Annotated in this window: 17 protein-coding genes and 1 pseudogene; 12 read left to right on the top strand and 6 right to left on the bottom strand. The window is 70.1% G+C overall.

All coding sequences use genetic code 11. The features are described from left to right. The first annotated feature begins 94 nt into the window (after positions 1–94). Positions 95–1,906, top strand: a complete 1,812-nt coding sequence (ggt, locus tag OG259_RS09005; protein ID WP_328941776.1) for a gamma-glutamyltransferase — start codon at positions 95–97, stop codon at positions 1,904–1,906. A 63-nt stretch (positions 1,907–1,969) separates the two neighbouring features. Here the strand turns inward: ggt and map are convergent, their stop codons facing one another. After that, entirely contained in the window at positions 1,970–2,737 is a 768-nt protein-coding gene (map, locus tag OG259_RS09000) for a type I methionyl aminopeptidase (protein ID WP_328941775.1), read from the bottom strand. A gap of 32 nt (positions 2,738–2,769) precedes the next feature. Here map and OG259_RS08995 point away from each other — a divergent pair, with 32 nt between their 5' ends. Together OG259_RS08995 and OG259_RS08990 are read left to right on the top strand one after the other, a co-directional pair. Continuing rightward, a complete protein-coding gene (locus OG259_RS08995) occupies positions 2,770–3,021 on the top strand; it encodes a helix-turn-helix domain-containing protein (protein WP_266898469.1) in 252 nt (83 codons plus the stop codon). A gap of 133 nt (positions 3,022–3,154) precedes the next feature. Beyond that, positions 3,155–3,727 carry a DinB family protein gene (locus OG259_RS08990; RefSeq protein WP_328941774.1) on the top strand — a complete coding sequence of 191 codons (573 nt, stop codon included), beginning with the start codon at positions 3,155–3,157 and terminating at the stop codon, positions 3,725–3,727. A 64-nt stretch (positions 3,728–3,791) separates the two neighbouring features. Here the strand turns inward: OG259_RS08990 and OG259_RS08985 are convergent, their stop codons facing one another. Beyond that, the gene (locus tag OG259_RS08985; protein ID WP_328941773.1) at positions 3,792–4,493 is read right to left on the bottom strand and encodes an NAD(P)-dependent oxidoreductase; all 702 of its coding nucleotides are present in this window, start codon (positions 4,491–4,493) and stop codon (positions 3,792–3,794) included. 61 nt (positions 4,494–4,554) lie between these two features. Between OG259_RS08985 and OG259_RS08980 the strand changes: the two genes are divergently transcribed. The 7 genes from OG259_RS08980 to OG259_RS08950 all read left to right on the top strand — a co-directional run bounded on the left by OG259_RS08980 (position 4,555) and on the right by OG259_RS08950 (position 11,895). Continuing rightward, positions 4,555–4,929, top strand: a complete 375-nt coding sequence (locus OG259_RS08980) for a winged helix-turn-helix transcriptional regulator (RefSeq protein ID WP_328941772.1) — start codon at positions 4,555–4,557, stop codon at positions 4,927–4,929. A gap of 90 nt (positions 4,930–5,019) precedes the next feature. After that, a complete protein-coding gene (locus OG259_RS08975) occupies positions 5,020–5,403 on the top strand; it encodes a PPOX class F420-dependent oxidoreductase (RefSeq protein ID WP_328941771.1) in 384 nt (127 codons plus the stop codon). A 115-nt stretch (positions 5,404–5,518) separates the two neighbouring features. Next, entirely contained in the window at positions 5,519–6,892 is a 1,374-nt protein-coding gene (locus tag OG259_RS08970; RefSeq protein WP_328941770.1) for a UL36 very large tegument protein, read from the top strand. A gap of 317 nt (positions 6,893–7,209) precedes the next feature. Further along, complete coding sequence (locus tag OG259_RS08965; RefSeq protein ID WP_266898481.1) at positions 7,210–8,052, top strand: nitrilase-related carbon-nitrogen hydrolase; 843 nt, start codon at positions 7,210–7,212, stop codon at positions 8,050–8,052. Further along, complete coding sequence (locus tag OG259_RS08960; protein WP_328941769.1) at positions 8,049–9,329, top strand: aspartate aminotransferase family protein; 1,281 nt, start codon at positions 8,049–8,051, stop codon at positions 9,327–9,329. The genes OG259_RS08965 and OG259_RS08960 overlap by 4 nt, the downstream gene beginning before the upstream one ends. Before the next feature lie 100 nt (positions 9,330–9,429). Continuing rightward, positions 9,430–10,833, top strand: coding sequence for a dihydropyrimidinase (gene hydA, locus OG259_RS08955; RefSeq protein WP_266898485.1), 1,404 nt, complete (start codon positions 9,430–9,432; stop codon positions 10,831–10,833). Between the two features lie 45 nt (positions 10,834–10,878). Beyond that, positions 10,879–11,895 carry a TIGR03842 family LLM class F420-dependent oxidoreductase gene (locus tag OG259_RS08950; protein ID WP_328941768.1) on the top strand — a complete coding sequence of 339 codons (1,017 nt, stop codon included), beginning with the start codon at positions 10,879–10,881 and terminating at the stop codon, positions 11,893–11,895. Between the two features lie 101 nt (positions 11,896–11,996). Here the strand turns inward: OG259_RS08950 and OG259_RS08945 are convergent, their stop codons facing one another. Beyond that, a complete protein-coding gene (locus tag OG259_RS08945; protein WP_328941767.1) occupies positions 11,997–12,365 on the bottom strand; it encodes a hypothetical protein in 369 nt (122 codons plus the stop codon). Between the two features lie 70 nt (positions 12,366–12,435). Beyond that, complete coding sequence (locus OG259_RS08940) at positions 12,436–16,389, bottom strand: hypothetical protein (protein ID WP_328941766.1); 3,954 nt, start codon at positions 16,387–16,389, stop codon at positions 12,436–12,438. A 199-nt stretch (positions 16,390–16,588) separates the two neighbouring features. Between OG259_RS08940 and OG259_RS08935 the strand changes: the two are divergent. Further along, positions 16,589–16,785 (top strand): annotated as a pseudogene (locus OG259_RS08935) (IS5/IS1182 family transposase); the annotation flags it as partial. A gap of 253 nt (positions 16,786–17,038) precedes the next feature. On the opposite strand, the gene OG259_RS08930 reads toward OG259_RS08935, so the two are convergent. Both OG259_RS08930 and OG259_RS08925 read right to left on the bottom strand, forming a co-directional pair. Further along, entirely contained in the window at positions 17,039–17,890 is an 852-nt protein-coding gene (locus OG259_RS08930) for a hypothetical protein (RefSeq protein WP_328941765.1), read from the bottom strand. Positions 17,891–17,974: 84 nt separating this feature from the next. Continuing rightward, positions 17,975–18,451, bottom strand: coding sequence for a hypothetical protein (locus OG259_RS08925; RefSeq protein WP_328941764.1), 477 nt, complete (start codon positions 18,449–18,451; stop codon positions 17,975–17,977). A gap of 525 nt (positions 18,452–18,976) precedes the next feature. Between OG259_RS08925 and OG259_RS08920 the strand changes: the two genes are divergently transcribed. Continuing rightward, positions 18,977–19,564 carry a GNAT family N-acetyltransferase gene (locus OG259_RS08920; RefSeq protein ID WP_328941763.1) on the top strand — a complete coding sequence of 196 codons (588 nt, stop codon included), beginning with the start codon at positions 18,977–18,979 and terminating at the stop codon, positions 19,562–19,564. The last annotated feature ends 76 nt before the right edge of the window (positions 19,565–19,640 follow it).

The raw sequence follows: 19,640 nt of genomic DNA, 5'->3' as shown, positions 1-19,640 counted from the left end.
CTAGCGGGGAAACGGCCCCTTGTTCGAGGCGGTCCTGACGGGAGGGGCCGAGGGAAGTTACGCTGCGCGGACGGTCATTGACTGGAGGTAGGGAATGCGTCGTTCCGCCGCTGGGCAGGTCTCCGTTCTCGCCGTCGCGGCGACGGTGCTCTCGATGGGTGCCGCCGCTCCGCCCACGGCCGCGCCGGCCGCGCCGCCACCCCCGGTCAAGGAACCCGTCGCCGTCGGCTACGGCGGTGCCGTCGCCAGTGTCGACGCCGACGCCTCGGCCGCCGGCGTCGAGGTCCTCCGCAAGGGCGGCAACGCGGTGGACGCCGCCGTCGCCGTCGCGGCCGCCCTCGGCGTCACCGAGCCCTACTCCGCGGGCATCGGGGGCGGTGGCTACTTCGTGTACTACGACGCGAAGAGCCGCACCGTTCACACCGTCGACGGGCGCGAGACCGCGCCCCGCTCCGCCGACGCGAACCTCTTCGTGGAGAACGGGGCGCCGATCCCCTTCGAGGAGGGCATGACCAGCGGCCTCGGCGTCGGTACCCCCGGCACCCCGGCGACCTGGAGGACCGCCCTCGACGCCTGGGGCAGCAAGCGGCTCGGCACCCTGCTCGAACCCGCCGAGCGGCTCGCCCGCGAGGGCTTCACCGTCGACGCCACCTTCCGGGCGCAGACCGCGGGCAACGAGGCGCGGTTCCGCGACTTCCCGGCGTCCTCCGAACTCTTCCTGCCGGGCGGGCAGTTGCCCGTTGTCGGCTCGGTCTTCAAGAACCCCGACCTGGCCCGTACGTACAAGACGCTCGGCCGCGAGGGCATCGGCGCGCTCTACCGTGGCCCGCTCGCCCGGGACATCGTGAACACCGTCCGGGCGCCCCAGGTGCGCGAGGGCGCCACCCGGAAGGTCCGCCCCGGTGATCTGACGGAGCGTGATCTCGCTGCGTACCGCACCGAGTTCCGCAAGCCGACGAAGGTCGCGTACCGGGGACTCGACGTCTACGGCATGCCCCCCTCCTCCTCCGGCGGTACGAGCGTCGGCGAGGCCCTCAACATCCTGGAGGGCGCCGACCTCGCGAAGGCCTCCCCGGCCCGCTATCTGCACCGCTTCATCGAGTCGAGCCGCATCGCCTTCGCCGACCGGGGCCGCTGGGTCGGCGACCCCGCCTTCGAGTCCGTGCCCACGCGCGGCCTGCTCTCCCAGCGGTACGCCGACTCGCGCGCCTGCCTGATCCGCGACGACGCCGCCCTGACCAGCCCGCTCGCGCCCGGCGACCCCAACAGCCCGGTGCCGTGCGCGAGCGGCGGCACGGCGGCCCCGACCACGTACGAGGGGGAGAACACGACCCATCTCACGGTGGCCGACAAGTGGGGCAACGTCGTCGCCTACACCCTCACCATCGAGTCCACCGGCGGCAGCGGCATCACCGTGCCCGGCCGGGGCTTCCTGCTCAACAACGAGCTGACCGACTTCTCCTTCGCCCCGGCGAACCCGGCGGTGCACGACCCGAACCTGCCGGGACCCGGCAAGCGGCCGCGCTCCTCCATCTCGCCGACGATCGTCCTCGACGGACACGACCGACCCGTCCTCGCGCTCGGGTCGCCGGGCGGCGCGACCATCATCACCACGGTCCTCCAGACCCTCACCGGGGTCGTCGACCGGGGCCTGCCGCTCGTCGACGCGATCGCCGCGCCGCGCGCCAGCCAGCGCAACCAGGCCACCACCGAACTCGAACCGGGTCTGTGGAACAGCCCGGTCAGGGCGGAGCTCGAAGCCATCGGGCACGGCTTCCGGCAGAACCCGGAGATCGGCGCGGCGACGGGTGTCCAGCGTCTGCCGGACGGCCGCTGGGTGGCCGCCGCGGAGACGGTCCGCAGGGGCGGCGGGTCGGCGATGGTGGTCAGGCCGGCGGGGAAGTAGCGGCGGGAGGGGGCACGCGGGTGCCCCTTCCTCTTCTTCCTCCGCCTCCGCCGGACGTGCGTCCTACAGCGCCGTCAGCACCCGCGGGCCCTCGTCCGTGATCGCCACCGTGTGCTCGGCGTGCGAGGCGCGCGAGCCGTCGAGCGTCCGGATCGTCCAGCCGTCGCGCGCCGTGTAGTGGTCGTCCGTGCCGCCGCCGATGAGCATCGGCTCGATCGCGAGGACCATCCCGTGGCGCAGCTTCATGCCGCGGCCCGGTCGTCCCTCGTTGGGGACGCCCGGGTCCTCGTGCATCGTGCGGCCGATCCCGTGGCCGCCGAAGCCGTCCGGGATGCCGTAACCGGCGGCGCGGCACACCTGCCCGATCGCGTGCGCGATGTCGCCGATGCGGTTGCCGACGACGGCGGCCGCGATGCCCGCCGCCAGTGCCTCCTCCGCCGCGGCGATCAGCCGGGCGTCCTCCGGCCGGGCCGGGCCGACCGTGAAGCTGATCGCCGCGTCGCCCGCCCAGCCGCCCAGCAAGGCCCCGCAGTCCGCGGAGACCAGGTCGCCCGGGGCGAGCCTCGTCCCGTCCGGGATGCCGTGGACGATGGCGTCGTTCACGGAGAGGCACACGACCGCCGGGAAGGGCACCGGAGCCCACTCCGGGTGGTAGTCCAGGAAGGGTGATCCGGCGCCGGCCGCGGCCAGGACCTCCCGCGCCGCCCGGTCGAGCTCGGACAGCGTGACGCCGGGCGCCGCCTTCTCCCGTACGGCCGCGAGGGCACGGCCCACCACCCGCCCCGCCTCACGCATCGCGGCCAGGTTCTCGTTCGTCTTGATCTCCACCATTCCAATTACTATACCGGTATTAGAATGGCGTCATGGTGCGCACACCCCTGACCCCCGAAGAGCGCGAGCGCGGCGAGCGCCTCGGCCTGTTCCTGCGTGAGGCGCGCGGCGAACGGTCCATGGCCGAGATCGCCGCGGCCGCCGGACTGTCCGCCGAGACCCTCCGCAAGATCGAGACCGGCCGGGCCCCGACCCCGGCGTTCTTCACCGTCGCGGCCCTCGCCGGCGTCCTCGGTCTCTCCATGGACGAGCTGATCGTCCGGTGCGCGCTCGTGCCCGTCTGACGGCCGGAACCCGAGCCCCGGAACCCGAGCCCCGGACCCCGAGCCCCGGACCCCGAGCCCCGGATCCCAGCCCCGGCCCCGGGGGAACGCCGAAGCGAGAATTCGATGGCGGATCGGACCGGCGCGGACGATCATGCGACGCATGAGCGACGAACCCGCACGATGGACCACAGCGACCGTCTACCCCGACATGTGGGCGGACCCGGACGATGACCCCCGCAACAACAACGGCGGTTCCAGCCCGGAGGGCGAGGTCGCGACGCTGCAGGACTCCCTGCGGGACTACCGCCTGACCCTGCGGATGAAGTGCGAGGGGCTGGACGCGGAGCAGCTCGCCCGCCGGTCGGTCCCGCCGTCGACCATGTCGCTGCTCGGCCTGATCCGGCACCTCGCCGAGGTGGAGCGGGACTGGCGCAACTGGATCACCGAAGGCGAACCGCTGCCGAAGCTGTACGGCAAGAAGGACGCGGACTTCCACGGGGCCGTCGCCGAACAGGCCGTGGTCGACGCCGCGTACGCCGATCTGGAGCGCGAGCAGGCGGCGCTCGACGCCGAACTGGCCGAGCACCCGGACCTGGGCGCGCGGGTGGGCAGGGACAAGATCGCGATCCGGGAGCTGATGGTGCACCGGATCGACGAGTACGCCCGCCACTGCGGACACGCCGATCTGCTGCGCGAGTGCGTCGACGGCCGGGTGGGCCAGTGACGCCCTCCGGGCGGGTCCGGGCCGGGTCCGGAGAGTCCGGCCCGACCCGACCCGGGGCCCGTCCCTAGACCGAGACGGCCAGCTGTACGCGGCTGTGGCGCGGGTGCTCGATCTCGTCGAGGAGCGCCCGTGCCAGGTCCCCGTGGGCGATCCGGCCGGGTCCGTCGATCACCGTGCCGACGGCCGTCCGGTAGCCACCGGTGACCTCGGCCTCCGCGTTCAGATCCTGCGGCGGCACGACCATCAGCCAGTCGAGCTCCGGCCCCGCCTCGGCCGACAGCAACGCGAACTCGGCCACGTGCCCCTGCGAGAACACGCGCCACTGCTCCGGGAATTCCGGTGCGTCCATGATCCGCACCCCCGGTTCCGTCTCCAGCGTCGTGGCGATCCCCAGGGTCAACAGCCGCCGCACGCCCGCCTCTTCGAGGCCCGCGATGAGCGCCTTGGCCGCCGTGGTGAAGTACTTCTCCGACGGGACGTCGAGACGGACCGACGCGTTCACGGCCGCGTCGTGGCCTGCCGCCAGGGCGGCGACCGATGCCGGGTCGGTGACATCGCCCCGTACCAGCGTGACCGAACCACCCTCCAGATCCCGGTACTTCGACGGATCGCGCACCACCGCGGTCACCCGGTGGCCACGGGCCACCGCCTCAGTGAGCGCCGCCCGGCCGACCCGTCCACCCGCCCCGAAGACGATGATGTTCCTGCCCTTGCCCTTGCCCTTGCCGTCGACGGTGCCGTTGTCGTTGCTCGTGTCGTTGCTCATGGCGGGACCGTAGAACCGGAGTGCCTGGTTACTTCAACGGTACTGGGCTAGCTTCGAGGACATGAAGCAGCCGTTGCCCGCCGACCTCTTCCACGACCCGGACTGCTCCGACCGGGCACAACCCATCCGCGTCGGCGGCAAGTGGACCGCCATGGTCCTCCGCTGCCTGCAGGACGGTGAGCCGCGCCGCTTCTCCGAGCTGAGGGTCCCGCTCCACTGGATCACCCCCAAGGTGCTCACCGAGACCCTGCGCACCATGGAGCGCGACGGCTTCCTCACCCGCACCGTGTACGACGAGAACCCGCCCCGCGTCGAGTACGCCCTGACCGCCCTCGGCCGCTCCCTGATCGATCCCCTCGACACCGCCTGCGCCTGGGCGCGCGCCCACGTCCCGGAGATCACCGAGGCCAGGACCGCGTACGCGCGGAGCGGCTGACCCCGAGGCCGGGCGGTAGGGACGACCTCTTCGTCGCCCGGGAGGCCCTGGCCCGCACCTCCGGCCCGACCCCGGCATAGGCTCCCGGGCATGATGCCCGAAGAGCTGCGGCGCGGCCGCTACGTCAGCCTGACCACCTACCGCAAGAACGGGACGGGGGTCGCGACACCCGTCTGGTACGCGGTGGACGGCGACGAGCTGTACGCCTGGACCCGCACCGACTCCTGGAAGGTCAAGCGGCTGCGGAACGACCCGAGGGTCGAGGTCGCCGTCTGCGACCTGCGCGGCAACATCGCCGAGGGCGCCGGACGCTTCACCGGCGAGGGCCGGCTGGTGACGGGGGAGGAGCTGCGCCGGATCCGGGGGCTGCTCTCGCGCAAGTACACCTGGCAGTACTGGCTGACCGACGTGCCCGCCATGATCGTCCGGCTCGGGAAGCGCCCGCACACCGGGATCGTCGTGCGTTTCGGGTGAATTGGGCGGCAGGGCACGCGCAGGAAAACGGTCCGTAGTCGTCCCGTAACACGACTGCGGTCCAATACCCGCGGACCGGAAGGTTCCAGTCGACTGCGGGGCAGGTGCGTAACGCATGACCGTGTATCAACTCCCGGTGGAAGTCGCCACGTTCAGGCGCTGGCTGACGGAGCTCGCGAGCCGCATCCGGCCCGACGGCGGCTGGTACGGAGTCTTCGCCGAGCGTGACCCCGAGGGGCTGCGGGCCTGCTTCGACGGGACGGAGATCCTGCCCTGGGACGTCGTCGAATCCCTGCTCCAGGACGCCGGCGAGGCCGCCGACGGGCCGCTCGCCCTCCGCGGCAGGACGCTGTACGCGGCGGCCACCGGCGCCCACGACCGCCGCCCCGGCGGAGCGGCCGCGCTCACCGAGCGCCGGGAGCTGATGGAACGCGAACGCCGGTACGCCGAGAGCCGGGTCCGCGACCTGCTCGACCGGCTCCGCGCGACCCCGGCCCCCGGCCCCGAGGAAACGGCCCGGCTGGAACACGACCTCGCCTGGACTCGCGACGACCACACGAGGGCGGTGGCACGGGTCGTCGACCTGACGGCCCGGTCGGCACGGCTGGGGGAGCCGGGTACGGGCCTGGCGCCGCCAGGACGGGCGGAGGCGGCTCCGAGCGGTGTCACGGAAGCCTCGGGGCGCGCCCCGAGGGACCTGACTCCGCCGGGAGGGCGACGTGGAGCGGCGGCTCCGGCCGCGGTCCAGGAGGCCGGCAAGGCCAAGCGTCGCCCCCGTGGCGCCCGATACGCCTGGCTGGAGGACGGCGCCGAGGACCAGGGGCCCGAGTCCGCGCCCCTGCCCGTACCCGTACCACCGGCCGGGGGCAGGGCGCCCCGAGGGGCTCGGTTCGGTGGGGCCGCCGCGCCGGAAGGCGCGGGCGGTACTGCCCCGGCCGTCCCGCAGGCCGCCGCCGACGAGGCCGCCCGCGCCGCCGCCAACGCGGTCTACGCGCTTCAGCGGCTCCGTGCCCAGGGCCGTAGCGGCGAGGCCCACGCCCTGCTCTGCGAGGCGCTCGGCGGACCTCCCGCCCGGTTGCCCGCCCTCGCCGGGGAGCTGCACCGGGCCGGGCTCGGCGCCGACTGGTCCATCCTGCTCTGGGAGGCGGCCTCGCTGCCGCCCGAAAGGCTCGCCGCCGTCGCCGGGGCGCTCGCCGACGCCGGCCGGGCCGCCGACTGCGAGCAGCTGCTCCGGCAGGGCGTGGCGCGCCCCGTCGAGGAACTGGCCGGGGCGTGCGCCGCCCTGCGGGCCGAGGGCCACCACCGCGAGGCCCACGCGCTGCTCACCGCCTTCGTGCGGGTACGCGCCCCCGAGGACGCGGCCCGCCTCGCGACCGAGGATCCGCGCGGGCTCGCTCCTCAACTCCTGGAAGCGGCCCGATCGGTGTCCGTGGCCCGCGAGCGCGACCTGCTCCACGCCCTGCGCGTGGCTGGCCTCGCCGGCGCCTGACGGGCCCGGGCTCGGGCATCACGGACGGGCGCCGCGGACGCGCCGGGCGGCGGGGTGGGTGCGGGGGACGGGCGGCGGACGGGCGGGGACCCGGCGGGAGACGCCCGCCCCGCGAAGGGGCTCGGCACGCACGTGTCAGTCATGCCCGTACGTGTCGGTACGTGTCCGACGTGGACCACTCGGGTATGAAACATGATCGACCCGGCCGCTTACCGGCGGCGGTCTTGCTCCGGGGTGTGACGGGGCTTACGTTCTCCTCCTACGCACCGCATCTACGTGCGTAGAGGCTCTCTGACGCCGTGCCGAAGGAGCAGATCATGACCGACGTCGTACGCGCCGCGCTCGTCCAGGCGACCTGGACCGGCGACACCGAATCCATGATCGCCAAACACGAGGAGTACGCCCGGGAGGCCGCCCGCCAGGGTGCCAAGGTGATCGGCTTCCAGGAGGTGTTCAACGCCCCCTACTTCTGCCAGGTCCAGGAGCCCGAGCACTACCGCTGGGCCGAGCCCGTCCCCGACGGCCCCACCGTCAGCAGGATGCGGGAGCTCGCCCGGGAGACCGGCATGGTGATCGTGGTGCCCGTCTTCGAGGTCGAGAGCGAGGGCTTCTACTACAACACCGCCGCCGTGATCGACGCCGACGGCAGCTACCTCGGCAAGTACCGCAAGCACCACATCCCCCAGGTCAAGGGATTCTGGGAGAAGTACTACTTCCGCCCGGGGAACGCGGGCTGGCCGGTCTTCGACACGGCCGTCGGAAGGGTCGGGGTCTACATCTGCTACGACCGGCACTTCCCCGAAGGGTGGCGCCAACTCGGCCTCAACGGCGCACAGTTGGTCTACAACCCCTCGGCCACCCACCGCGGCCTCTCCTCCTACCTCTGGCAGCTGGAGCAGCCCGCCGCGGCCGTCGCCAACGAGTACTTCGTCGCCGCCATCAACCGCGTCGGCATCGAGGAGTACGGCGACAACGACTTCTACGGCACGAGCTACTTCGTCGACCCGCGCGGCCGGTTCGTCGGCGACGTCGCCTCCGACAAGACCGAGGAACTCCTCGTCCGCGACCTCGACTTCGGGCTGATCGAGGAAGTGCGCCAGCAATGGGCGTTCTACCGGGACCGGCGCCCCGACGCGTACGACGGGCTGGTGCAGCCGTGAGCAGCCTCTTCGACCGGCACAAGGCCGTCATCCCCGACTGGGTCGCCCTCTACTACAAGGACCCCATCGAGATCACCCACGGCGAGGGGCGCCATGTCTGGGACGCCGACGGACGCCGGTACCTCGACTTCTTCGGCGGCATCCTCACCACCATGACCGCCCACGCCCTGCCCGAGGTCACCAAGGCGGTCGCCGAGCAGGCCGGGCGGATCATCCACTCCTCGACGCTCTACCTCAACCGCCCGATGGTGGAGCTCGCCGAGCGGATCGCCGGACTCTCCGGCATCCCCGACGCCCGTGTCTTCTTCACCACTTCCGGCACCGAGGCCAACGACACGGCGCTCCTCCTCGCCACCGCCCACCGGCGTTCGAACCAGATCCTGGCCATGCGGAACAGCTACCACGGCCGTTCCTTCTCCACCGTCGGCATCACCGGCAACCGCGCCTGGTCGCCCACCAGCCTCTCGCCGCTGCAGACCCTGTACGTGCACGGCGGCGTCCGCACCCGAGGCCCGTACGCCCAGTACACCGACGAGCGGTTCATCGAGGCCTGCGTCGCGGACCTGGAGGACCTCCTCGGCCACACCCGGGACGTCGCCGCGCTCATCGCCGAACCCATCCAGGGCGTCGGCGGCTTCACCGCCCCGCCCGACGGTCTGTACGCCGCCTTCCGCAGGGTCCTCGACCGGCACGGCATCCTGTGGATCTCCGACGAGGTGCAGACCGGCTGGGGTCGTACCGGCGAGCACTTCTGGGGCTGGCAGGCGCACGATCAGGCCGGGCCGCCCGACATCCTCACCTTCGCCAAGGGCATCGGCAACGGCATGTCCGTCGGCGGGGTCGTCGCCCGCGCCGACATCATGAACAGCATCGACGCCAACTCCATCTCCACCTTCGGTGGTTCGCCCGTCACCATGGCGGCCGGGCTCGCCAACCTCTCGTACCTCCTGGAGCACGACCTCCAGGGCAACGCGCGCCGGGTCGGCGGTCTGCTCATCGAGCGGGTCAGGGCCGCCTGCGCCGGAGTCGAGGCGGTACGGGAGGTCCGCGGCCGCGGTCTCATGATCGGCATCGAGCTCACCGAACCGGGCTCCGACCGCGCCGACCCGGACGCGGCAGCCGCCGTCCTGGAGGCCGCCCGCGAGAACGGCCTGCTGATCGGCAAGGGCGGCGGCCACAACACCAGCACCCTGCGCATCGCCCCACCGCTCTCGCTCACCGTCGCCGAGGCGGAGGAGGGCGCGGCAATGCTCGAAGAGGCCCTTCGACAGCTGTAGTCACTCCTCAGCACCATCCCGCCGTATCGCCGTATCGCCGTATCTCCGTATCGCCGTATCGCCGTATCGCCGTATCGCCGTATCGAGCAGGGAGAGTCCCGTGAGCACCCGTACCGTCATCCGGGGCGGCCTCGTCGTCACCGCCGCCGACGAACTCCACGCCGATGTGCTGATCGAGGACGGCCGCGTGGTCGCCCTCGCGGCCCACGGCTCGGACGTGGCGGCCGGCTGGACCGCCGAACGGACGATCGACGCCACCGACCGCTACGTGCTGCCCGGCGGCGTCGACGCCCACACCCACATGGAGCTGCCCTTCGGCGGCACCTTCGCCTCCGACACCTTCGAGACCGGCACCCGCGCCGCGGCCTGGGGCGGCACCACCACCATCGTCGACTTCGCCGTCCAGAGCGTCGGCCACAGCCTGCGCGAGGGGCTCGACGCCTGGTACGCCAAGGCCGACGGAAACTGTGCGATCGACTACGCCTTCCACATGATCCTCTCCGACGTCAACGAGCACACGCTCAAGGAGATGGACCGGCTCGTCCAGGAGGGCATCACCTCCTTCAAGCTCTTCATGGCCTACCCCGGCGTCTTCTACAGCGACGACGGCAAGATCCTGCGGGCCATGCAGCGCTCCGCCGACAACGGCGGGCTGATCATGATGCACGCCGAGAACGGCATCGCGATCGACGTCCTCGTCGAGCAGGCCCTCGCCCGCGGCGAGACCGACCCCCGCTACCACGGGGAGGTCCGCAAGGCGCTCCTGGAGGCGGAGGCCACCCACCGGGCGATCCAGCTCGCGCGGGTGGCGGGGGCGCCGCTGTACGTCGTCCACGTCTCGGCCGAGGAGGCGGTCGCCGAGATCGCGACCGCCCGCGACAAGGGGCTGCCCGTCTTCGGCGAGACCTGCCCCCAGTACCTCTTCCTCTCCACCGACAACCTCGCGGAGCCGGGCTTCGAGGGCGCGAAGTACGTGTGCAGCACCCCGCTCAGGCCGAAGGAGCACCAGGCGGCGCTCTGGCGCGGGCTGCGGACCAACGACCTCCAAGTGGTGTCCACCGACCACTGCCCGTTCTGCTTCACGGGCCAGAAGGACCTCGGAATCGGAGACTTCTCGAAGATCCCCAACGGTCTTCCCGGGGTGGAGAACCGCATGGACCTCCTCCACCAGGCGGTCGTCGACGGGCACATCTCACGGCGCCGGTGGATCGAGATCGCCTGCGCGTCACCGGCCCGGATGTTCGGCCTCTATCCGCAGAAGGGCACGATCGCCCCCGGCGCCGACGCCGACATCGTCATCTACGACCCGCACGCCGTCCAGACGCTGTCCGTGGACACCCACCACATGAACGTCGACTACTCGGCGTACGAGGGGAAGACGGTCACCGGCCAGGTCGAGACCGTCCTCTCGCGCGGCGAACTCGTCGTCGACCAGCGCAAGTACGTCGGTCACGCCGGCCACGGCACCTTCACCCCCAGGTCCACCTGCCAGTACCTGGGCTGAGCCACCCCAGGACCGAACCGCACCGAACGAACCAGGAGGTCCCGCGTGGACTTCGGACTTGTCCTGCAGACCGACCCGCCCGCCTCGCAGGTCGTCGGCCTGATGCGCCGGGCGGAGCGCAACGGCTTCCGCTACGGCTGGACCTTCGACTCCGCCGTGCTCTGGCAGGAACCCTTCGTCATCTACAGCCAGATCCTTGCCAACACCACGAAACTCCACGTCGGCCCCATGGTCACCAACCCCGGGACGCGTACGTGGGAGGTCACGGCCTCCACCTTCGCCACCCTCAACGACATGTACGGCAACCGCACCGTCTGCGGCATCGGCCGAGGCGACTCCGCGATGCGCGTCGCCGGCCGCAAGCCCAACACCCTCGCCCGGCTCGGGGAGGCCATCGACGTCATCCGAGACCTGGCGGAGGGCCGGGAGGCCGAGGTCGACGGCAACGCGATCCGCATCCCGTGGATCACGAACGGAAGGCTTCCCGTCTGGATGGCGGCCTACGGCCCCAGGGCGCTCGCCCTCGCCGGACAGAAGGCCGACGGCTTCATCCTCCAGCTCGCCGACCCCTTCCTCACCGAATGGATGGTCAAGGCCGTCCGGGAGGCGGCCCGGGAGGCCGGCCGCGACCCCGAGGCCCTCACGATCTGCGTCGCCGCCCCCGCCTACGTCACGGCGGACGACTCCCCGGAGGCCCTGGCCCACGCCCGGGACCAGTGCCGCTGGTTCGGCGGCATGGTCGGCAACCACGTCGCCGACCTGGTGTCCAAGTACGGCGAGCACTCCTCGATGGTCCCGGAGGAGCTGACGGCCTACATCAAGGACCGGCAGGGCTACGACTACTCCCACCACGGCCGTGCCGACAACCCCGACACCGTCTTCGTCCCCGACGAGATCGTCGACCGCTTCTGCCTCCTCGGGCCCCCCGAGGCCCACATCGCCAAGCTCCGCCATCTCAAGGACCTCGGCGTCGACCAGTTCGCCGTCTACGACATGCACGACAACCGCGAGGGCACCATCGACGCCTACGGCTCCGACATCATCCCCGCGATCAACGCCTGACCGGCCGCCGAACCTCCGCCTGACCGGCCGCCGAACCTCCGCCTGACCGGCCGCCGAACCTCCGCCGGCCCGGCACGACGTCGTGCCGGGCCACCGGACCCCTACCACTCAGATGGACAGCCGTTCAGCTTCTGGCTCGTGACAGGCGCTCCTGCCTTCAGCCCGTCCGGAAACGTGAACGCATGGCACTGGTAGGACTTTTCTTCACCCGGCACCGGATACTTCACCACGATGCGCGGCGGTGTGCGGTCCCGCTCCGCACGCCAATCTCCGCCCGCTGCTCGGCCGATCTCCAGGTCGGTCAGTGTGCCGTCCTCCAGCGCTTGGCCGAGGCGGTACCGGGTCAGTCCCACTTGCTTGCCGACCGCCTCCTCCGGGACCGGATCGGGTCGGTCGAAGAACGCCGGCACGGCATGGGCGACCAGCAGCGCGACTGCCACGAAGGCCAGTACGGCCGCACCGAGGACCATGCCCGCGCACCCGTTCAGCCTGCTCGTCAGAGGGGCCGACCAGGTACGCGGGCCCGGTTCTTGCGTCATCTCAGATACCTGTGTATCCGATCTCGTTCAGGCGGCTCACCATCACCTGAGCGTAGCCCGTCGTACCCGAACTCTTCGGGTGGAAGGACTCACGGCTGAGGCAGTCCCCGCCGAGCCACTCCCATGTGCAAGCCTGGGAGGCAGGGTCTCCGGCATGGAAGTCGCCGTCACCGTTCGGACCTATGACGATCTTGTTGATCCACTCCGGTTCATCGCAGCCGCCGTGTCCCACGAACGCGTCGACGGGGTTGGCGTACTGGATCTTGAGCTTCTGCTGGCCGGTGCGGAGACCATCCGCCACCTTCCGCTGCTCCGCATCGGCATAGTTCACGAGGTCGGCGAGGGCGGCCACCTCCGTCAGGTCGTAGTACCACGATCCCGAGCACTTGACCGTGCGGCTGAGCAGCTCCGGGTATCCCATGAGCACGATCGACGCGTTGGGGGCCTTCGTCGCGATGGTCTCCAGGACGCTCTTCAGATCGGGGATCATCCGGTCCACGATGGCCTTGTTGCGGGGCAGGAAGGTCGAGTCGTTGCTGCAGTTGCTCAGGCTTCCGCACTCCTGCATGGCGTTGGCGAAGCCCCCCTCGTCGTTGCCGCCAAGAGTGAGCATCACCAGCGTGGTGTTCGAGTCCAGGACACCCGACTCGGTCTGGCGTACTTCCCGGAACTGGCCCTCACCATGGGCTTGAGGAGTGTTGCCGGACGGTACGGAGGCCACGTTCTTGGTCATCGCCCCGGAGCAGGTCACGTTCTGGAATGCGACAGCGGAGCTGAAACCGTCGGAGAGCGTGCCGATGGTGGCGCTCTGAGAGGGCAGGACGACCTTGCGTGCCCAGGAGTTGGCGCTGCGGCGGCAGGCGTTCCACTGGCTGGTGCCGTGGGAGGTGTCGGACTCGGGGGAGTAGGCGCCCGCGCCCTCGCCGGAGGAGTACGAGTCGCCCATGGCGACGACCATGTGCTTGGGCTTGCCGGGAAGTGGCTGGAAGGCCACGGCGTCCCAGGCGATGTTGTGGTCCGCCGTGCCGTCACCGGTGGTGTTCGACAGCTCGACCTTCGGGGTGCCGGTGAAGTTGTAGACGCCCAGGTCGACCCAGGTGTTCTTGCTGAAGTGGGTGTTGACGTAGCGGTTGCGGTCTCCGCCGGCGACTCCCTTGATCACGTACTGGGCCTGCTGCGTGCGGGCGCCCGTGTCGGGCTGGTGGACCAGGACGCGGGCCCAGTTGAGATTCTGATTCAGCGTCCAGGTGCCGGTGACCGTCATCCGTCCGTTGAACCCTCCGAGGCGGGCGGAGTCACGGGTGTGGGCGTACCAGAAGTGACCGTCGTAGCCGCCGCCGATCTGGTGCAGGTCGCCCTTGGCCTCGTACTCGCCGTCGGCGTCCGGGTTGAAGCTGAACTGGAAGCTGCCGGCGGACTGTGAGGTGCCGCAGTCGCTCCAGGTCTGTGCGCCGCCCGGTAGCGACTCCACGACGAGCGCGTTCGACGGGAACCCGGTGGGCGGGGTGCAGCTGGGAGTGCCGTACTGAAGGCGGGTGCCCCGACCAGGTTCTGCGCGCAGAGTCTGGTACTTGATGTCCTCGTTGCCGCAGGTGCTGGCGCAGTCGTTCTTCCAGGTCACGTTGTACCCGCGGTACCAGTACTGCATGTAGCAGAGCTCGGTGCCGCACTGCGGCGGGTTGTTCGGGTCGCAGCTGTTCACGGTGTTGCAGAACGCGCTCAGCGGCGGCTTTATCCGCGTGCGGTCCCCGACGCTGGTCCACCAGGCCGGGCGGAAGCCCGCAGAGGCGAAGCCGGCCTCACCGGGCCAGTCCTGCCGACCGCTGGTGGCGTAGGAACGGCCGGTGTCCATGGACCAGGCGCCCCAGCCGAGAGCCTTCTCCTGGTACGGCCACTTCTGGGGGTTCGCAGCGTCGGTGGGACTGTTCTCCATGAAGGGGCCGCGGCTCGCCGGGTACATCGGGTTGGCCGGGTTGTTGTACCAGCCGAGGCCCCACGGGGCTCCCGGGGTGGTGGGAGGGTTGAAGCCGAGGTTGTAGTTCCAGAGTGCGGCGAACCAGTTCTCCGGCTTGGCGGGGTCGTCGTTGTTGATGGTGATCTTCTGGCCGTCGGTGTGCACCTGGTTCCACTTGTCGGCCAGGATGTACATCGAGGCGGCGATGTTCACCGTGTAGTCGAGGGCCACGGCCCGCTGCTTCTGCGGCGACAGCGCGGTCTCGCCGGTCTTCTCGTGTCCGGCCATGCGCATGCCGTCGGTCACCTGACCGACGCCGTAACCGCAGTCGGAATTCTCCCAGTTGATCTTCCAGTAGGAATCCGAGTCGCTCCCCTTGTGGCCGTAGAAGCCGGCGACGGCGGCCAGGGGGTTGCCCATCTGCCCGGGGATCGCACCCGATTCGGCCTGCCACAGGTTCGACTCCTGGGCGAGGACGCCGAGGAGGACCTGGGCAGGGATACGGCCGCTGCCGCCGCCCTTCAGCTCCGGCCTCGGGAAGAGGGCCTGCGGATCGACCGTGAGCAGACCGATCTGGGAGCGCCAGCCGCCCTGGGTGATCCACTGAGAACGCAGCTCGCCGCGCACGGCCATGTCGACGGCCCACTCGACCTGGTTCGGCGTGGGCTGCAGTGCCTGGCTGTTCACGTCGTTACGCGGGACGGAGCACCATCGGTCCGTGTCGACGGGGTCGTTGGCGAGGGAAGCGGCCGCCCTCGTGGCGGATCCGGTGGCGGACCGATCCGCGGCGCTCGTATCGGGCAGGGCCGGGGAGGCCGTGTCCTTGCCCGGGGCGCTGCTCGTCTCCCGTACCGACTGAGTGAACTCCTCACCGGTGGCGGTGGCGGTGGCGGTCACCGTCACCGGCCGCTCCTCGTCGGGAGGGGCGGGGGCTTCTCCAGTGGTCTCCCGGGGCGGTTCAGCGGCGGTGGAGTCATGGCCCGCCCCCTTGAGCCGGTTCAGGCCCCTGCGGACGGTGGGGGCGAGGACGGGGTCGACGGCGAGGCGGCCCTCGCCGGAGACGGCGACGTCGGCGGGTACGGCGAGGGGCACGATTCCGGTCCCCGCGGTACGCGACGGCGCGGTGGGGGTGCCCGTGAGGAAGACCTTGCCGGTGTGGCCCTGCTTCAGGCCGAGGTCGCCGAGTTTTCCGGTGGCGAGCGTCGAGACGGCAGCCCGGTCGGCCCGCCACAGCCTGGCGTACGCGGTGCTGTCCCGGTGGTCGAGGAAGGCGATCCCGTTCTTCCCCGACGCCCGGATCTCGGAGGGCACTCCGGACGCGGTGGCGAGGCTCTCGACCTTGCCCTTCCGGTTCACGTGCACCAGCTTGCGGCCGCGCGCGGCGACTGCGCCGTCCGCGACGGGGACCGCGGAGGTCACCTGACCGGTCACGTCCGTGTCGGACACGACGTCTCCGGTGGTGTCCACGGTGAGGAGGCGGCTTCGGTCGTCTCGGAAGGCGCTGAACAGCGCGGTGCCTGTCGCCGGGTTGCAGCTCGGGTCGAAGTACGCGAGGGAGGCGGTGAAGGGGAGCTTGGTCACCTGGCCGGAGTCGATGTCGACGATGGCGGTGAACGCGCCGCCCGTCATCAGGTCCGGGCGATTGGTGAAGGTGCGGGGTGCGTAGGCGACCGCCGCGTGCGAGCGGTCCATGACGCACGCGTTGCCGATCCAGGTGTCCGCCTGCATGCCCGGTTCGGCGAGGACGGCGACGGTCTTCCAGGCGAAGGCGTCGGAACCGTTCGCGGCGAGGATGCGCAGACCGCCGGCGTCGGCGGCGGTCGTGACGACACGGTCCGTGGAGGTCTTCCAGGTCGAACCGAGGTTCTTGTCCGGGGACGGGACCGTCCGGGGATCGGGACCCTTGCCGGAGGGAGTCGACGGGGACGTGGCGCGTGGCGTCTCACCCGGATCCGGTGCGGCCGTCGCGGGGCCGGCCGCTTGGAGGAGTCCTCCCGCCAACGCGGCGCTCAACACGAGGGCCGCTGGGCCGCGTAAGTGTCGTGTGGGTGTGTGGACTTGTCTGTTCACTTCTCTGCACGCTCCTGGGACGGCGGAGAGACCGAGACCGCTCAGCCGCGAGTACGGGCACGGGAATCGGAGTGCCATGGTCTCGGCCATGGCACTCCGGCAGGACGAGGGGGATCGATCGAAAGTCGCACGGATCGTCCGCCCCGGTATCGAATCCGGTGAGCTGCTCAGTCGGCACCGCGGGAGGAGCGAGCGGTGGCTCTCCTGGCCCATCGGCTACCGCCGCCGTACCGTCCGGTGCGAACGAAGGGCAGCCACTTCCTTGCCTTCCTCGGCCTTGCCGCAGCCCTGACCTGCTACCTGAGACTCGCGAAGCTCACCACGTGAGACAACCTCTCGGTCCGCTCGCCGACGTCACTCCCTACCGAGGCCCTTGCGCAGGTTCAGGGGTGGGGTGTCGTCGCGGGCGCACGACGACACCCCACACCTTCGGTGCCGGGGCCCGGCTTCTGTGCAGCGGATCAGAAGCGCCGGGGCGGTGGTGCCAGACGCCGATGGTGCTCGGTTGCGGTGGAGACGTGCGCCGGCCGGTTGCCGGGTGACGGCGCCACGACTGTCGCCAGGCGGCTGTTTCGGCCGGTCAGTTCTTCGCTGCGGCCAGCGCGGCCGACTTCGCCGCGACGGAGCGGTTCTCGCTCTTGATCGCGTTCAGGGCAGGGAGGTTCTTCCCGATCTGCGCCTGCTGGATCTTCGTCTCGGCGTCGAACCAGGTACGCGTCACGTCGAACTGCTCACGGCAGCTCAGATCGGCCTTGGCCGTGGAGATTTCCAGTTCCGTGACGGTGGTGGGATGGCTGAACCTGGGGTCGTCCATCGGCTCGAGAGGGGACTTGTAGCTGTAGCCCTTGTCCTTCATGCACGCGGTCCACCGGGCGAAGGCGGTCACTACCGCGGGATCCTTCATGGACTCGGTGTACGAAGTGGCGTCGATCTGTTCCACCAGTGAGGACGACTGGATCGCCGGCGCCTGGGCGTCGGTCGACTCGGCACACGCACGCAGCGCGTCCGGGTCGGAACCGGACTTGTCGACCGCGCCGACCTCGATCGCCGCGTCGTATTCCTCCTGGACGTCGAGCGCCGGGTGGTAGCCACGCTGCCCGGTGAGCACGGGATCGTGGACGCCGTACCTACGGTCGACCATCGAATCGCCGCTGAGATCCGGCAGGTCGGGTGCGGGTTGCCACTTCTCGTACCCCGCCTTGCTCATACAGGCGTCGATGAGATCGTCCCGCACACCGGAAATCTTCAGGGCATCGGATCTGGAGCTGATGAAGTCTTCCACGGGAAGGCGCCACGTGGCCGGATTCTTCTCGTCACCGACGAGTGCCTGAGGCGCCTTCGGCGCCTTCGGTGCAGCCACATCGCTTCGGCTCGCCGAAGCCTGATGGTCGGCCTTCGTGCCCGACTGTCCTATCGTCAGGGCGATCGCCACTGCCCCTAACGCTGCCGCAGCGGCAATGGGAGCAGTTGCTTTCGTCATCTTGCTGCTGAGCATCATTCTCGCCCTTCCGTTATCTCACGAGGCCCACGAGAACGATGCATTCTCGTTGTAGACGTACCTGAACCGGTCGATGTGCTGATAAGGGTTCATGATGTCCGTCGGGCCGCCGTACCCACTCCTGAAATGAACCCTGGCCTTGTACTTGTAGTGATCGTTCGTCCCGGACGCGGCATTGTTCTTTACCGTCTGATTGGAGCCGGGCAGTGGGTTGCTGGCGCCTACGATGCAGTAGCGAAGCGGTGTGCCGCCGCCGGGTGCGTTGTTGCCGTTCCACAGGACATCGAAGTTGTAGACGTTGTACCCGATGTTCCGGTAGGCGCCGTTCTGGCCCGAGTTGTAATAAAGGTGGAACTTGAAGGCCGAGCCGGAGGGGGCCGCGCAGGCCGCAGGGTCCCACAGATTGTCGATGTCCCCTCCCGCCATGGCTGGTGTCGCACCAAAGAATCCCAGAAAAGCCGCACCGGAAACGACTGCGGCAACCTTCTTCCTCATCCTCTTCTTGCTCCTTTTTGTGAACGGGCTCTCTGTGCGGCAGCTGCGCAGAGAAATACTCCGGCGTGGATCTCGCCTCTCGAACCAAGAAGCGGCAACCGTGTGGGCAAATGGCCCGCCCTTTCGGAGTTCAACCCATTGAGCCGTGGATTGATTTCCTTGCGAATGGCAGCGCAATCACTCACCCACCCTGTTCTGGTGAATGCCTGGAGTCTTGCCTGCCGGGAAAGGGCGCGTGGAGCCGCCCCCGTGACTCGCAGAAACCTACATTGCCCGGACAGCGCAGGAAAGGGGTTTCAAACAATCCTTGGCTCCATCGTGGCCGGAACTCTATGCCCGCACATAAACCAATTCAGTCATGCAGAGTTGCCGAGGCGTGTGCTTTGTTCGTTTTTCACCCGATTTTGAGGCGGAAAATCGTTCCTCGAAGAAACGCGGTTTCAGCCGAAGTCGGTGCTTACGCGAACACCGGCCCCCGTTCCGTCGGGCCGGCTGCCGCGTTCGGGCAGGCTCTACGATCAACCGATGAACGCCACCGTCCTGCTCACGTCAGCCGCGACCCCGACCGCTCCCGTTCTCCTTCTCCGCCCCTGGTCCGTGGAAGACGTCGCGGAGTTGGTCGAGTCGCACCGGGATCCCGAACTGCGCCGTCGGGCGGCTTCGCCGATGGAGAGCGAGGACGACGGACTGGCGTGGGTGCGGGCCCAGGAGGAGGGCTGGGCTGCGGGCGTCCGGTTCGGATTCGCCGTCTTCGAGACGCCCCTCGACGGGGAGCCGCAGCGCCTCGTGGGCAGCGTCGCGCTCAAGGAGGTCGCTTCCGGCAAGCCGTTCGCCGAGGTCGGCTACTGGACGGCGGCCGCGGCCCGGGGGCGGGGCGTGGCACCCCGAGCCCTGGAAACCCTGACCGGCTGGGCGTTCGACACCTTCGGACCCGACGGCCTCGAACGCCTCGAACTCCTCCACCAGGTCGACAACCAGGCTTCCTGCCGCGTGGCGGAGAAGTGCGGCTACGCGTTCGACAGGCTTCTGCCCTCGGCGCCGCCCGCCTTCCCGCTGGACGGCCATCTGCACGTACGGGGGGCGGTCGTAGGCGCCTCGCGTACGCCGACGTGATGCGCGGGTCTACCCGCGTCGCACGGCGAGTGGAAGAATCGGGCCCCGACTCCTTGGCTGCAAGTGGTTCTTGACA

Source organism: Streptomyces sp. NBC_00250, from assembly GCF_036192275.1.
GTDB lineage: Bacteria > Actinomycetota > Actinomycetes > Streptomycetales > Streptomycetaceae > Streptomyces.
The sequence above is the reverse complement of the archived record's forward strand: the minus strand, read 5'-3'. Positions and strand labels throughout refer to the sequence as shown.